Here is a 17,279-nt window from a genome sequence, read left to right as displayed (position 1 = left end):
GGATACCTCACCTTAGAAGAAATAATTATTATTAAAAATAAATCTAGCAGAAAATAATGGAAAAACAATGTGAATAAATTTAAATTACAAGTCATAGGTTCAATGGTTCTAATCATCACAATGATTATTTTAATCATCGCATCTTTGAATTTTTGGTCTTTCCACAATGAAAGTATTCGATTAAACAAGGAGATACTTCATGAGAAAAACTCAACAATTAACGGAAAGATGACAGAAAAACTAGAAATTTACAAACACATTTTGTCTTCAATAAAAATAGATGATGATAGTTATAAAAATGGTAGTTTATCCTCTAACCTTACTAACCAACTGCAATCAATTCATAATATTTTTGGTAATATTAGTATCGGTGTCTTCCTTTTTGACCGTGAAGGTTCGCTTTACGATATGTCTGGAAAAATTACAGAAGTTAATGTTAAAAAAATTCAACGTGATTATTTTATCGAAACATTCGAGAAAGGTAAAGAGTTCTATGTTTCAAAGCCTTATACTTCATCAACTTCGGGAGAGGTCGTATTCGGTATAGTGTATAAGATAAATGAAGATATCGCGATAATTAGTAGCATAAAAAAAGGATCAATACTAAAAGATATTATAGGTAGAGACGATGTTTTCCTATATACGGAAGAAGGGACAATAATAACCTCACCTAATAAAGAACAAGTAGGAAGTAATATATTCTTAGAAAACCCTACATTTAAAAAATTTGATAATAACCACCCAGAATTATCATATACAAATCGAATCGGACGAAAAGATGTAGATTATACTGCTTTTTGGAGCAAACTAGATATCAACGGGTGGGAGTATGTAATTTTTACCAAAGATAATATTATAAACAAAGGAGTTAATGACCAAGTTTTCATCTCTATACTCACCGGATTACTGTGTATAATTTCTTCTATTGGTATCTTATTTTTTATTATACACATATTGGTCTTAAAACCTGTTGGCGGTTCTCCTAAAGATATTGCTTTGTTGATGGAATCCATGGCTAAAGGAAATCTTCGTCAAAATATAAAAAAAACAGGGAATGAAACAGGGATATATCGTTCACTCATTAATTTTTCTGAACAACTATCTAATTTGATTAAAAATTCACATGGAATTGCAGAGAATGTCTCATCTGCCTCACAACAACTCACTGTAGTTATGTCAGATACAATACAAAACGTTCAATATGAACTATCTCAAGTTGAACAGATATCTACTGCTATTAACGAGCTTTCGACATCCTCACTAGAAGTAAGTGATAAAGCAACAATGGCCGAAGAAGAAACACGAGCAAGCCAAAATAATGTTGAACATGGTATCAAAATATTGAATGAAAACCTAAACTTTACCAATGAAATTAATAACTCAGTTAGTAGTACAGCTCGAATTATTGAAGAGTTGAGTGAATTTGCGGAGGAGATCGGAACTGTTATAGAGGTTATAAACGCCATCTCAGAACAAACAAATTTACTAGCACTCAATGCTGCAATAGAAGCAGCCCGAGCCGGTGAAGCTGGACGAGGGTTTGCTGTAGTCGCTGATGAGGTAAGGAACTTAGCCTCAAAGACGCAAACCTCCACCATCAGCATTAAAGGTATCATCGAAAAATTGCAAATTCAATCTGAAAAAGCGAACCGGAATATGGGAGAGAACGTGTTATTAATCAAGAAATCCGTATTTCTAGCTGATCAGATAAAGTCTTCATTTGAAGAGATATCTACAACAATCGAGTCAATCTCTAATATAAATACACTCGTAGCCAATGCATCCCAACAGCAATACAACGTCACTGAAGAAATTTCAAAAAACGCAGTACGAGCTTTCGATTTGGTACAGCAGAACGTTTCATCAGTTAATCAAACACTACAGGCATCAAATGAGCTAGCGCTCTTAGCAGAATCTCAAAAAAACGAACTAACCATTTTTAAAGTATAAATATCTAGGCAGGTCTAACGAAGTCAAACACTAGTTAGCCTGCCCATAACTAAATCAATCCAAGACAATATTATTCTTTGATATTCATGTTTTCCATTGATATGGATAAGATCGCCAGCTCCCTCTCTTCCCTCTTCATAAGTAATATTTAAACATCGCCAATTTTTAGTCATCTTACTTAGCCAATTAAAAACCTAACTTCCAAAGATAGCTTTAAATATTTCATTTAAAAAAGTAACTATAGTTCACCGTTGAATGTTAATAGTTTAATATAACTAAAGCCTCAAGCTATTTAATCAGAAAATTTTTGAACCAGTCTTGGCTTCCCTGACAAATCTATAGCTACATAATTAAAATTAGCTTCACATACTTGGAATCTTAGATTAACCTTATCTTCTTGAATAGGTTTTACCCAAACTTCTAAATCAATCGACATTGATGTTCTACCAATTTTAACGCATTCACCATAACAACAAACGACATCACCAACCTTTACTGGTTTTTTAAAAGTGATACTTGATACTGAAACTGTTGCTATCCGTCCTCCAGATATTTCTTGAGCTAGGATTGCTCCAGCTAAATCAAGCTGTGACATTATCCACCCCCCAAAAATATCACCATTCGCATTAGTATCTGCAGGCATAGAAAGAGTACGTAAAAGAAGCTGTCCTTTTGGTTTTTGTTTAGTATTGATTGAAGTACGCAAGATATATTCCTATATTTTAAATATATTCTTATATTTAACCATATTTAAGTTTAAAATTCAGCTTTGAAAATGTTTTATTTTTCACAGATTTTGATACTGTTGTTATGCACTTCTTATTCCATTAACATCGATGCTGGATTGAGCCACATTCTAAGATTGATTTAGCTCATTAATCGGAAAGTCGGAACCTTTAAGCTCTATAGGAAAATTAGCTGACTAAGGTACATATGCATAAAAACATACTAACAACCTACCGGAGAATTCTAATTCCTCAAGCTCATTCACCACTAGTGACCCCCTTAGATCGTAAAATTACTGTTTCAAATATTGCTCGAACGTGATAATCGGAGTGAACTTTCCACTGGGCTATTGCATCACTTTTTAACACTCCTATTGCGTCATATCTCGAATGCCCAGGCTCCCAGTTACTTGTATTTTTACGCTGTGAGGTTAACGGAATAATACCTTTTCGGGGCAGTACTTAATGGTACACCTTCGTATCACAAGCTCCGTTACCTGACATATCATTGCTCTTTCTTCGAGGTAGATTAAGTAATGTTGGCAGCACTACACTATTACTACATCGACGAGGTTTACCTCTACACAAAGATTTCATGCGTACCTACATCCACTGTGAGATAGAGCGTTCGCCAAGTTCTCCGTTTTCATGGCCGTACTTTCTGACTTTCTATTCGTCCTCGCCAAACACTTTAAAAACAGAGAATCAATGAAATCTTGTAGCGTTCGAAGCGGGAGATATGATGCTCTTTTTCATAGAAGAGCATTATCTGAGTCGTCAAACCCTCTACGTCGCTTTCCATGGCGTATCGCACATTTCCATACTTTAATCACGCATCATTAATACAGAGTAACATAACCACTCTTACATATTACGCGATGATATTACCACCAACTCGATCTATGCAACAACGTATGCCTTAACCACCTAACAATCAGACACTTTAAAAATGCTTTCCAGATGAAGTTAAATCAATCATTGTATGAGAATTAAAATAAAAAAGCCGGCTTCAAAAAGAAGACGGCTTAGATTAATGTTTGAAATTATAGTTTATTAGCTATGCAAAAGCGTTTTTCCCTCTAGAAACATCGGACCATGCCTTAGTGATAGCAACTCGAGACTTACTATCAAGGTTATCCATAAAGCCATTGTCGCCACCCTGAGGCGCAAAACCACTCATAGCTTGAACCAATGCGTCAATCGAGGTGGCAGATAACGCGGTATAATCTCGTTCACCTTTCGCATCCTTATCTCTCATATCAACAACAACTTGTGCACGATTACCATTGAAGTAATCAGCGAAAGTGACAGAACCAATATGTTCAAACTTCGCTTGGTTAGTATCGCTTTCAGGATCACGTAATATAGAAAGTTTTAAATCATAACCACTACGCTCAAACCACAGTTTATTCCAATCAATGCCATTGAACACAATCTTATCTTCACTACGGATGTCTTCAACAAGGTTGTCGATAACATCACCGCTCACGACAAAACTGTCGACACCAGTCCCACCTTTGAATGTATTTTGGTATCCACCAAGTACCATCAAATCATGTCCTTCACCGCCATTGAACTGACTGAACTTTGACATGGCCGCTGCAATCAAGTGATCGTCCCCTTCCTCGCCGTTCAACACTGCGTGATAACCCAACAGCTTGACCACATCGTTACCAGTGTCAGCATTGATACGATTATAGTTCCCAAAGACATTGGCAAAGTCGTTCCCCGAACCTAACTCTACTTGGTTGTTATTACCGATCGTAACTGAGTAATCTTGCTCATCACCTGTATCCACGCGGTTATAATTACCAGAAGTCACAACATAATCTCGCCCTGTTCCGGTATCAATTTGTCCACCTTCCCCAAAGACAAATGCTTGATCATTACCAGCACCAAGGAAAACATGGTTAATTCGTCCGGCGACCACAGCAGTATCATTACCTTCACCACCAAACATCATATTTTCACGCCCCATAAGAACGCCCATATCATTACCTTCACCGCCGGTAAAAATATTGGATGTACCAGTTGCGTAATACACATCGTCACCTCGACCGCCCCAGAAGTTGTTGTTATCCCCTAGATAAGCCCCTAAATCTTTGCCGTCGCCACCCCAGTTGAAGTTATAGTTTCCTAGAGAAACATGGACATCACCATCCCCTTTTAAATGACCACTCTTACTTAAGAAATCGAATGTTTTTTCTTTCATATTCAGTAGATCTTTCGTTAGGTTCCCTTTCAGGTTTTCTACCAACGATTTCATCTCTTTTTGCTTATCTTGGCTAAAGATAGTCGTAAACAAGTTAGGTAGACTGAACGAATTAAAACCAAATGCACGATCTTTTTTCGGGGTTTTTTCAGGCGTTGTAGCCTCATCGCGACTTTTTTGAACACCATTTACGTTGGTCCCATTAACGGAAACTGATGCTTTATCCTCTTTCTCTTCTGGCGTTTTTTCTTTCAAACCATGAGTTTCTGCGAACGACTTAAGGCCATCTGCGCCCATATCAATTCCCGATTTCAAATCGTCTAACAGCTTAGTAGGATCGACGAAAGCTTGAAGTTGATCACCACTAAACTCACCAATCACTTCCAGCATATCTTTGAGGATTGCAACCCCGTCTACCGGCTTACCATTACGAGCAAGAATTTGCCCAGATGCGGTGTAATCCACACCGAAGATGTCCCCAAGTGTCGTATCCGCACCCACACCAGACAACTGGCCAAGTAGTTTATTCTTTAACTGTCGGGGTAAATCTTTAGGGTTATATGTGAAGGTTGTTTTCGCTTGACCTGTTGCAGAGAACTGCTGTGTCATTAAGCCAAACAAAGAACCTAGATTGGTATCAAGGATAGACTGGATATTGTCACCAAACATAAAATTCCAATTGCCCGACGTGACCTGAATATCCGCACCTTGACCACCAACAGCGAAGTTAAATGCTAACTTCTCATTCGCTTGACGAAACTTATCTGCGCGACTTAGTTTGTTTGCACTGGTGTCATTACCACCTAACCATTTGTTGAACTTCTTGTTCAGAACAGCTTCAGTGTCATTCTTCAAACCTCGGCTACTACGTCCATTTTGCGAATCCAAACTCACAAGAGTGTCATAGTCAACACTGCTACTTTGATCTAAACCAGACATATCTTTAACGAACTTCTTCGCGCCTGACAATGTCCACTGTTGATTTTGAGCAGAAACCCAATCTTTGCCTTTGCCCGAATTTGCTATACCTTGCAGAACTCCAGAAATACGAGCGGCCCCATCAAACGGGTTAACAAGTGGTGGGGTTGGGATCGATTTATCCAGCATCACAATCAAATCATTGCTTCGTCCTAAGTTGAAGCTCACGTTGCGATTTCCGATAAACATCTGCGCACCTTCCAGAGCCTGATAGCCACCGATATCGAAGCTGTGTTTGCTCTGACCATTACCGATATGAACCATCACATTGTTATCACCAAATGCCAATGACTTAAAGCCACCAGTGCCCACTTTAATGCTAACGTTAGATGTGCCCCAATTCACCGCGGTAAACTCGCCATCGCCCACATTCACTTGGATGTTCCCAGAGTAGCTGAGCTGATTGCTGTTTCCTGAAGTTGAGGAGGTTCCTTGATTTATTTTTCTTTTTTCTGGTGCCTCAAAAACATTGTTGTTTTCACCAATAGCCCCACGGACAGACTCGTCCGTCTTGCTCATACCAACGTGAGAAAGATTAATGTTTCCTTCAGCAATGCCATTTCGAATACGCTCTTCTTTCGTCGTCACTTCACCTTGAGCATCCAAACTAAATGTAACTTTGTGTTGTGGCGCTTTTTGTACCCAGTCGCCATTAGCATCACGAGTGTGTTTACGACCAGTTGAGTCAACCGCAACCTCTGAGCTCCGGACTGAAACATCGCTACGAATTCCATTTATATCCATCGCTTTAATAAGCTGCTTACCAAAGCCTTTCTGTTTGTCATCACTAATTAAAGAACAGCCCACGACGCTAATATGATCAGGTTGAGTGGTGATGCTTCCTGATCCACTGAAGGCTTGATTCAATTTAGCAAGCTTGACTGCTAATTCATCAGCACTATAACCACTCATGCGCATATTATTGTTTTCTGAATCACCACGGCCATGACCAACTAATTGCCATCTAACCTTTCCATCAAGCTTCGAGGGGTCACCAAACACCACTCGATAGTTTCCGTCTGAATCAAGTTGAACTACCACACTCTTATCAGGATGTTTACCTGCTAAGTTCCCCGCAGCTTTAGCCACCACAGGGTCGTTCTCCATTTGAACAATAACTTGTCCATCAAATCGAGTTTCCCCGCCACCCGTTTGAGGTAGAACTTCAACACGCTTCCAACTATCAACATGTTTATTATTAACATGACCGTCCTCTCCACTTAAGGAGCTAGTGAAAACAATCTTTGGTTTATTCACGACATCTTCGTAAACAGCACGTAGACTCACATCATCCTTCTCAATCTTGAATTGGTTCGTTTCACTCACTTTAAGTGCCGGTAAACCTAAACGATGGGTAATGCCAGGAACAAACCCTTCAATGCCTTTGTGAGATTGCAAATGTGCTCTCCCATAGATAGCAACAAATTTTTCACCCGCTGGCAATTTTTGCAACGTGTCTACCGCTATATTATTTGCAGCTCCAGCCCGATACATCAACCCATGCTCTGTCCCTTGAATGTTAGGGCGAGCCGTAATATTCGCATCAAGAGCAACAATGCGCATACCATTTGAACGTGCATTTTCAAACAAAGTAACGTCTATATGCTTAGTTTTGAGCATTGCACTTAATTCATTGGACATCACACCAGTAGCCAGATAATTGTCAATCAGTGGCTGCGCAAGATCCGAACGCAGGTGCTCTAGACCAATGACAGTGATACCTTGCTTCTTGAGTACATCCATTTGCTCATTAACAAAGCGCAAACCATTAACATCGCTGCCATGTACTTCGCCAATTAAAAGACCTTTACGGTCATTTAGAAGTAGAGAAAGCTGCTCTTCGACATTCTTCTTTTCGGCAAGTTTCTTACTTAGGTCTTCGTATCCAATACCAGAATATTGGCGATCCCAGCTCTCAACATCTGTCTCATGACTACTGTGGTAAATACCTTTAATTTGATCCATTCGACCGGCTTCAACTTGAGAAACATAGTTTCTGTCTGCGAATTTCTTTAGCAAGATCATTTCAGCTGAATCGCCGGAGCTCCGATCCGACGACTTAGCTGCTTCTTTCAAGAAATAGAAAGCCATCTGAACAGACTCAACCCCGGTCAAGTCTTGAAGCTCTTGGTAACTGTAACCCAAGTGGACAGTTTTCGTCGCTTCATCCAAGACAGCTTTGCTTAGTAAATCGTTCGCCTGTGATTTTTCCAACCATTGTTTGAAGTCTGAATAATGTTCGCCAAGTTCGATGTGATATTTAGCGTCAAAGCCCAAATCCTTCGGAGTCTCTCCATTATATCCTTGCTTTGGCGATAAATACGGGTCTTCATTTGCCCAACGGACCATCATTTCGGTTAGACCCGCATGTTCACCATTGGCTTCCTCGATCGCCACCATATAAATGTCAGCGGCAAGTTCGGGGCGTGTCTTTGCAATAGCGTCAATGGCCTTTTGGGTAACTTTCATTTCCCCTTTAAATAACTCAGTACTTACCTGCTCTTTCAATTGCGTTAGTGCATGATTACGACCGGAGGTTGGATGTTCAGCTAAATAAGCGTTAATCTTATTGCAAAGTTCAAAGCTCGCGCTCATCTGCTCTTGACCATTGGAATGATGCACCAAATCAACTTGGTCTAAGATACTTTGATAAGAAGCACCAATCGGTTTAGCAAAAATTTTCGCTCTATCTTTCAGCTCTTGCTTCGTAAATACTTGAGATAAATCTACTTTTAATCCGGTCTTTTTTCCTAATGATTCAAGATCCGCAACTTTGTCACTTGTCGCCCTCTTAACTGGTAACACTTCCCCTGGTTCATCTGATGCAGAATTAGCATGCTCTTTGTAGAACTTAAGCGTTTTATCCAATGCCTTGTCCAGCGCATCGCGCACTGTGCCCTTTGAGCTATCATCAACTAGGTCTATCAGATCCTGATAGTTGGCGGTGTAGCTTTCCAATACTTTTTTGCGATCCTCTCCCGTTTCCTGCAAAGCTTTGTACACAGCAAGGCTTTCGTTGACTGAGTGACCGCCGTCAAAAACTAAGAAAGACAAGGTGTTTAGGTAAGCTTGATCAACAGAGAATCCTGGATTCTTACTCGCAATATGTTGGTTCAGGTGCGTCATGATATTGGTTGAACCCGACGCGCCCGTCACTACCGGCAGACCATTATTCAAGGCATTACTTTCGAATGTTGTCTTTTTACCCGGAGTAAGAATTCGACCATCTGCGACACTGCGGCCTTCTATAAAGTCATCGTAGTTATCACCTTTCGGTTGATATTGAAGCGCCGTACCATAATCACTGGTTTTCTTTTCAATAAGGGTAACTTTGTTTTCACCTTCAACCCCTGATGATATTACCGCATCAGTTGAACGAGCCTTGGTGATAACATTCCGATAGAAACGGTCCCCTTCAGCTTTCCACGGGGCCATTTCCATTCCCAAACCAGGGGTAATTGCCATTTTCACAGCCAGGAAAGGAACTTTTATAACACCGAAACCATCATCAACTTGTGTCATCATAGTTTTGAAGTTGTCATAATTCGGTGTTTCAAGGAATTGAGTTAAGGTCGGGACGCGACTAAACCATGGACGCTTGTCTTTAGCGATCTCTTCTGCAAACGCTTCCATTTTTGTCTGGATTCGCTCAGCGCGCAACACATCGTCTCCCGCATCCGGCAGCAAGCCATGTATCCATTCGTCAAAATCATTAACTAAACTGGTTCCGATTTGAACTGAAGTATTAATCGCTTGTTCTGTCGGTGTTTTCACCAACTCATGAGCTATTTCAGAGTCAAAACGACGGCCAAACAAATTATCAAGATATTGACCTGTCGCTTTATCTTTCTTTGCATCAGCCAGTAATTTATTTGCCAGCGTTTGCAGTTTAGGGTGTTCTGCTAACTTTTCATGAGCCTCGCTAAACAGCTTAACCGCTTTCTCTTGAGTCACACTTCCGCTCATCCATAGCGTTTTAGCTTGCTCTACTAACTCATGTATTTCATTCGCATAAGTTTCAGTAGTCTCTATCTGACCTAGCTTATAAATAAATTCAATAAGGCTCTCATTTTCAGTTTTTGGCGCATCTCTCTCTGAAGTTGAATTCGTCAGAGTCGGTGAAACCACTCCGAACGACTTTAAGCTATTGATTTCGTGCTCGGTCAAAGGTTCAACCAAACCAACCACACGACCAATACCGTCAAACACGAGCTTAGACTCAAACGCTTCAACAGCTTTCGGATCAATTGCAATACCAAAGACATTGGCGTCCTTCGAACGGTTCCTCTGAATATGGCTTTGCAGCGACACCATTTCAAATTGGAGTGTCTTAACTAACTCACCACGTTGAGCGAACTCTTTTGGATTTTTTTTCTGCCACTGGTGAAGAGCCAACTCTAAGGCAGCAAGATTCTTTTCAGATGGGGTACGCTGAATTGACTGAATGTTACTTCTTACCACTTTCAACTCTTTACTAGGTAAATCCGTTAAAAGCTTGCCAATGTGTCGCTTAGTCGAATCGACAAATCTTGCATCATTAGAGCCAAGCAATGAGAAGTCAAAACCATCTACGCCTTTTCTTACAGCTAAAGAAGTGTCAGCCGCTTCACCCAGCCCGTGAAGATTGACACCTGAAATGCGAATATCTTTTCGGTTTACATCTTGTGAGGCTCGATTTACAACTCTGATACTGTCGGTATTGCTCTCAGTGAACATGGAAGTGATAGCTCTTCCGGTATTTTTAGAGCGAATACCTGCATTGATTTGTAGTCGGTTTACGGCTTGAACAGCATCGTTTAACGCTTCTTGCTCTTGCTCGCTCAATCCTTCACTGAATCGGCCATCGGCGCTTGACTTGTTGTTGGCATTCACATGGTTACCCGTGACGCCTGCACCTTCTATTCTGCGTGCTTTACCCGAAAGTCCACTGCCCACAGCACCTTGACGATCAGGACGATCCTCTTCGTTCTGCTTTGAACCTTTCGCATCCGCTTGTGCTTGATCCGCTTTGTTTTCAGCATTTCTTGCATCACGATTACCACGTTCTTCAGCGTCTCTAGCTGAATTATTCGCATTCGATTCAGCTTGTTTAGCTTCATTAGCTTTCGTAGTGGCGTCTGTTTTACGCGCATCAGCGTCGGCTTTAGTATTCGCAATATCTTTCTCTGCACCAGAGCGACTCTGTTCGCCTTTCGCAACGCCTGCTTCTGATTTCGCCACAGAATCGTTGACACTTTTTTGGTTGTCTACGTGCGCTTTTTTCGCAGCGATGATGCTTTCCCCAGCAACATCTTTAGCCTGACCTAATTTGGTTTGAGCATCCTCTAAAAGACCGTCTGCGAAATGGTTGCGCCAATGCTCACCAGATTCACCTACATAAACCGCTTTGTTATCCAGCACATCAAGTCCCTGGGCCAATGTCGTCAGGTCTTTAGTTACCGCTTCAGACTCTTCGTTCACAGCATCACGCTGCGCTTGACCATTGCTCTTTAATGCTTCTTGATCGGTGGATTCTAATTGAGCCTGAGAACCCGATACGGCTTCAAGTTGTTTCTGCTTTTCTTGCTCTAAGCGTTGACGATCGGCTTCCGCTCGTTCTTTGTCAGACATTGCATTTTGCGCAGCTTGATTTTGTTCCGCATTATCGGCAACAGCATTAGCTTGGTGTGATGTTTCAGATTTCGCCACAACATTATCTAAAACATAGCCCAACCCATCATCATGGCCTGTGCCTTTAAATTCTATTCGGTTGCTGCCAGAATTCGCAGTCAACTTAAGTGTTTTTTGTTGCCAAGCTGCTTCATCGCCAGAGGTTGAGAATACAACATTACCGTTCCAGAGAACTTCTATGCCTTCGTTGCTTGAAATACCTGCACGTTTTGCAAAATCAAAGCTAACCGCAATGACTTCACCTTCCGCTAAATCCGTTAAATCTTGAGAAAGACTTGTATTAGTATAAGTATCTAGCTCTGTAACAAGTGAACCATGACCATCACCACTTACGCCATAATCCTTACTTGAAGAGGCAACTTCAACACCGTGAGTCGATTCCCATCCCAGACCACCTTGCTCAAAATCACCATTGACGATCAAGTTAGGTGTTTTCGTTTGATTTGAAGATTCTTCGATGTTGAGTTCATTTTCCATGTTGCTGAGATCAGGCGTTTCAACGTTGGTCACGCTTCCACTTAAACCGTCTCCTAGATCGGAACCCACTTCTTCGATTTCATCTAAGTCGAAACCATCAAGTTTAGTGATTTCAGGCGTTGAAATAGCACCTCGTCCTTTCTGAATTCCTGATGAAGAAGCTTCATCACCTTGAACTAGGTAATTAATCGCTTGGCTGCCACCCACTCCAAGAAGAGTTTGTTTAATATTATCAAACAGTGCGGAAAGCTTATTGCTGCTCGTGTTACTTGACGCGACGGCTAGGCTATAGAAATCACCGTTACCCACTTTGATAGCAACGTTATTTCTGGCATAAGAAGCGTTAATCCCTAAGCCATCACCTACGTGAATATTCACGTTTGCTTTGCCTTTCATCACCGCAACATTGAGACCGTCACCCACTTTGGTGTTAACGTTATATTTGCCCCATGCAACGTTCACTGAAATACCGTCACCAATTTTGGTGTTGATATTCGCATCACCATAGGCCGCCGTTACACTCAGGCCATTACCCACGGTTGTCGTAATATTGGCTTTACCTTTTGCCGCCGTGACCTGCATACCATCACCGACTTTAGTGACGATATTGCCTTTGCTCCAAAGTGCGTTGAAGCTATCTCCGTCACCCACTTGAGTAACGATGTTCGCTTCACCTTTCGCTAAAACAACATTACGGCCATCACCCACTTTCGTAATGATATTCGCTTTGCCCCAAGCTCCCGTGTAATCATCGCCATTACCGACGTGAGTAATGACATTCGCCTTACCTTGAACCACAGAAACTTCTTGGCCATCACCGATTTTGGTGATGATGTTCGCTTCACCTTTGGCGAAGTTGTATCGATCACCGTCACCAACGTGAGTGAAGATATTTGCTTGTCCCCAGGCCACGTTAACGCCTAATCCATCGCCCACTTTTGTGATGATGTTAGCTTTACCTTTCGCCAAACCAATAGTCGTACCATCCCCCACATGGGTCATGACATTGCCCACTTTTGATATCAGTAAACCAACGGTGGTTCCTTCGCCAACTTTGGTTAAGATATTACCTTTACCCGCCAACACAGCTGCGGTTGTTGCATCACCAACATGGGTCACTACGTTTGCTTTCGCAGCTGCGACAACACCCATGAAGTCATCACCGACTTTCGTTATGATATTCGCTTCACCAAGGGCTAGTACGCCAGTAAGACCATCTCCTACGTGAGTCATAATGTTTGCTTTACCAAACATCGCGGCTAAGGTTGTGCCATTACCCACTTTCGTCATCACGTTTAGTTCGCCAGCAAATAAACCTAAGCTTGTGCCATCACCAACGTGAGTATAGATATTCGCTTTACCGATCATTAATGCAGCAGTTAGGTCATTACCCACTTTCGTCATGATATTGGCTTGGCCAAGCATTGCAGTAAACGTGCTGCCATTACCCACCTGAGTGAATATATTTGCGTTACCTACCATCGCGGCTATCGAGGTACCATTACCCACCTTAGTCGCGATATTACCTTTTGCTATCATTAATGCGACTGTTGTGCCGTCACCAATATGCGTAAAGACATTCGCTTCTGCGACCATAAGCGCTAATGCATCACCATGACCAACCTTGGTAAATACATTGCCTAGGCCGCCCATTAGCGCCCACGCGTTCCCTTCACCAACGTGAGTGAAGATATTGCCTACGCCGATCATAGCGGCTATTGAAGTGCCGTCGCCTACTTTGGTGAAGATATTACCCGCAGCACCCATTACGCCAAGTGTTTGGCCATCGCCAACATGAGTCAGTACGTTACCAATACCCAACATAATGCCTGTGGTATCGCCATCGCCCACCTTGGTTAGAATGTTCGCCCCACCAACCATGACGCCAGTTGTCGAGCCATCACCAACATGTGTAAGTACGTTGGCGCCTCCTCCCATAACGGCAAGCGCATTGCCATTGCCTTTTTTGGTTAGGATGTTTGCACCACCAAGTGCGACTGCGGTCGTATTTGAGGCCGTATCATCACCGCTAATATGAGTAATGATATTGGCGCCACCAAGCATACCCGCCGTGAGGTCACCGTCACCCACTTTAGTTATGACATTCGCGCCACCGACAAGTACAGATGCGATGTCGCCCTTACCAACCTGTGTCATGACATTAAAGCCACCGACCGCTAACCACAACCCGTTGCCAGACCCAATTTGGGTGTGCGTGTTGTAGCCGCCTAGCATAGTCAAACGACTATTACCGTTACCTTTGTGAACTGAAATATTGCCATAAGCAAGTAAGTGGGCTAAGTACTCGCCGTCACCAATACGAACCAATACATTGACCGCACCGCCTGCGTAGACATCCATTTTCCCTTGTTTGCTCTGATGAACGAGCACGTTAGCTAAACCAGCACCACGGAAAGTGAGGTCGCCTTCATCGCCACTTTTAACAATGACGTTAGCCGCGCCGCCGCCAACAAATTCGGTATCACCAAACTTAGAGCTGTGAAGGATAACGTTGGCGAGACCACCACCGTTAAAGTAGACATTACCGCGTGTCACATTGGATTTGATGACGTTACCGCCACCGACACCATTGAACCGAACGTCCCCTGAACTTTCACCACCATCGCTAGCAGACTTAAACAATGATTGTTCATTGTATTCATCAATATCCGCTACTATTTCACTGGTACTTCTCAACGTATTAACGCTGTATTGTAGCTGACTCAACGAGTAACCATTTTTGTACCCAGAGCTGTAACCGTTTGCGGAAGAAATATCTTCACTAGACAAATTTTGGGTGTGGTCGCCTTCTTTATACCAAGGACGAGCTTGATACCTTAGTACTCCGGTATCGGGATCGTTTGCAAGTTCGACGACAACTATTTTTGTGTATGACCCCAAGACTTTTGCATAGACGTACGTGTTTGCTTTTCGATTCGATTTAACTGCTTTGACATCGACAGTCGAGCCATCCGAAGAGATAGCATGCCCACCCATTTTTGCATCAGATAATGACACGTCTTTAGCATCAATCACCGCACCGTTAGCGTAGGTCACCCACTCATATTCTGTAAGGTCTTTTTCAACGGCGTGAATAGTCACCGCTTTCTGGTGTTCAACTTTCAAATCCGACAGCGTATATGCGCCATAGACTTTAACGGGGTTAAACCCGCTCTCAGAGGAAATATCCTGGCTCGTTAAGTTACTTAAATGATCGCCTTCTTTGTACCAAGCGGTAGAATAATACTTAAGCTCTCCAGTTTCAGGATCGTTACTCAGCTGAATTTTATTTATTTTGGTGTACTTAGAATCCGAGAAAGCAAACAGATAAGTATTCGGCTCACGTGTCGATTTTATACCCGTAACTTGATGATCCTGGCCAATCCAAGTTCCACTTAGTACCGCTTGAGTAAGCACGATTTCATCGGCATTGACATGCGCCATCCCTTCGCCGTCGAAGTCTTTACCTATCCCTTTACGGGTAATATTATTGTAGGCTCCCCCCCCGGAAAAACTGACATTTCCGTGGGCGACATCAGAGTAAAGGCTGTTGTACCCTCCAACCCCTTCAAATGTAACGTTCCCTCGTGTTTCAGCATAAACGTCATTAGCTTGGCGTGTACGTTCAATTCGATTTGATGCGCCTGCACCCTGTAGGGTTATATCTCCAACTTTACCTTTTCGAACCAGATGATTATCGGCACCAACACCACGGAAAGTGATATTGCCAGTTTCCACTCGTGAACTAATGCTGTTAGCCGCACCGCCCCCATCGAATGTCACATCACCACGTGAACCCTGGTATTTATTGAACCAAGTTCGGTCGAGTTTGTTTCCGGCCCCTGCCCCCGTAAAGGATAAGTTACCCTGGTTTGTTTCATGCCAAAGACTGTTGTAACCACCAACACCACCAAATGTCACATTACCACTTAGACCTTTACGGGTTATACCGTTGTATGCAGCTGCACCTCCATAATTTACGTCACCGCGATTACCTAAGTGGTCAATAGTAACTCCACCAGCAAGGCCGGCAAATGAGACATCACCACCCCCACTTTTATTGATATCAACATACCCAGCCGCACCTTTTACACTAAGGTTACCAATAGAATCCTCTACCTTTAGATGGGCCGCACCGCCTACGACTGTATCATTACCACTACCCGTATAAACTGTGGCAGTAATTGAAGCGACGGTGATATGATCATCACCGCCGTAAGCTCGAATATCGCCGCCAATAAGACTAGTCGCAACAATATTATTGTCCCCATCGTCAGCGGTATAGCTCCCTGTAAAGAAGTATTCAACACTTCTCCAAAATGGTTTTCCCATAAAATAAACTCTAATTTCGGATTAAATAGAAAACCACTGTACCTTTCTGATACAGCGATCACTTTGAACATTGACCTTGCCGCGGACCGTACAAACTTTCTGCCCCTGCCACGGAAGGAATACACGGCGACGAAGGTCATTGACAACTTCGCGGCCATGACCGAATGGCGCTATCATCTCTGGGATATAAATATGCTGGCCAGATTGCCAGTCAGATAAAGAAATTTCCCGCACTCCAGATAACAACTCATCTCGGCTTTGCTCAGACAAAAACGCCCAATTACAAAATGCAATTGGGCGACCTTGTTCATCTTCGTAATAGCAAAACTGGTTTAGCTCAAACGCAGGCATAATACGTTGCTGCCATTCAGCAACAACGTATCTGCGATGAAGAGGTGAATGCTGACTTAACAACATCACCCCTCCGATTATTTTTTGAATTTGCGCTAACGTAAGATTTGCTGATTGATATGCAATAGACATATGCCCAATATCACCAAATGCAGTTGCTATTTAACTTTAGAAACTCGCTTTTTTGGCGCAGTTTTTTCTTCCGTTGTTCCCTCTTCAGCCTGAGGGTCAACCGGTTCACTTGATGGTAAAAAACCCGCTGCAACTAACTTGTCAAATTCAGCTGACATGCGAGGATCTTCGAGCATGTTTTTAACCATGGAAACCATATACATAAAGCCAGAAGCTGGCATATGAACCACTTGTTTAAGCTCAAGGTCATCATCATTTTCAGCCATTACGCCACTAGCCATATTTTTTTGGTCTTGACCTACGAAATAAAGGGAAAAAACGCCTTTATTATAATTAACACTAGAAATGGTTTGAACAAACTTCTCTGTCATAAAATAAAATCTCAAAAATTTAACAAAACAAAATGAAATGAACCTTAATCGCATTTAATTGCGAAAAAGGAACTATAATTG

5 protein-coding genes are annotated in these 17,279 nt (G+C 42.2%); 1 reads left to right on the top strand and 4 read right to left on the bottom strand.

Going from position 1 to position 17,279, the window contains the following annotated elements; translation table 11 throughout:
• Positions 1-69 precede the first annotated feature (69 nt).
• Positions 70-1,950: a methyl-accepting chemotaxis protein gene (locus AB4623_RS08295; RefSeq protein WP_102534054.1), complete on the top strand. Its 1,881-nt coding sequence runs from the start codon at positions 70-72 to the stop codon at positions 1,948-1,950.
• Between the two features lie 292 nt (positions 1,951-2,242).
• On the opposite strand, the gene yciA is transcribed toward AB4623_RS08295, so the two are convergent.
• The 4 genes from yciA to AB4623_RS08275 all read right to left on the bottom strand — a co-directional run bounded on the left by yciA (position 2,243) and on the right by AB4623_RS08275 (position 17,198).
• Positions 2,243-2,656, bottom strand: coding sequence for an acyl-CoA thioester hydrolase YciA (gene yciA, locus AB4623_RS08290; RefSeq protein WP_017082562.1), 414 nt, complete (start codon positions 2,654-2,656; stop codon positions 2,243-2,245).
• Between the two features lie 1,076 nt (positions 2,657-3,732).
• Complete coding sequence (rtxA, locus tag AB4623_RS08285; RefSeq protein WP_372146149.1) at positions 3,733-16,344, bottom strand: MARTX multifunctional-autoprocessing repeats-in-toxin holotoxin RtxA; 12,612 nt, start codon at positions 16,342-16,344, stop codon at positions 3,733-3,735.
• A 21-nt stretch (positions 16,345-16,365) separates the two neighbouring features.
• Positions 16,366-16,827 (bottom strand): RTX toxin-activating lysine-acyltransferase RtxC, encoded by a 462-nt coding sequence (gene rtxC / locus AB4623_RS08280; protein WP_032545857.1) that lies wholly within the window; start codon positions 16,825-16,827, stop codon positions 16,366-16,368.
• Between the two features lie 26 nt (positions 16,828-16,853).
• Positions 16,854-17,198 carry a hypothetical protein gene (locus AB4623_RS08275; protein ID WP_017082577.1) on the bottom strand — a complete coding sequence of 115 codons (345 nt, stop codon included), beginning with the start codon at positions 17,196-17,198 and terminating at the stop codon, positions 16,854-16,856.
• Positions 17,199-17,279 lie beyond the last annotated feature (81 nt).

Origin of the sequence: Vibrio sp. 10N.222.52.C12, from assembly GCF_041474215.1 — a bacterium.
Classification (GTDB): domain Bacteria; phylum Pseudomonadota; class Gammaproteobacteria; order Enterobacterales; family Vibrionaceae; genus Vibrio; species Vibrio crassostreae_C.
The sequence above is the reverse complement of the archived record's forward strand: the minus strand, read 5'-3'. Positions and strand labels throughout refer to the sequence as shown.

What these genes read in the sequence shown, in the direction of transcription:
- rtxA (WP_372146149.1), bottom strand. Translation starts at nt 16,344, where the DNA reads ATGGGAAAACCATTTTGGAGAAGTGTTGAATACTTCTTTACAGGGAGC.
- AB4623_RS08275 (WP_017082577.1), bottom strand. Translation starts at nt 17,198, where the DNA reads ATGACAGAGAAGTTTGTTCAAACCATTTCTAGTGTTAATTATAATAAA.
- rtxC (WP_032545857.1), bottom strand. Translation starts at nt 16,827, where the DNA reads ATGTCTATTGCATATCAATCAGCAAATCTTACGTTAGCGCAAATTCAA.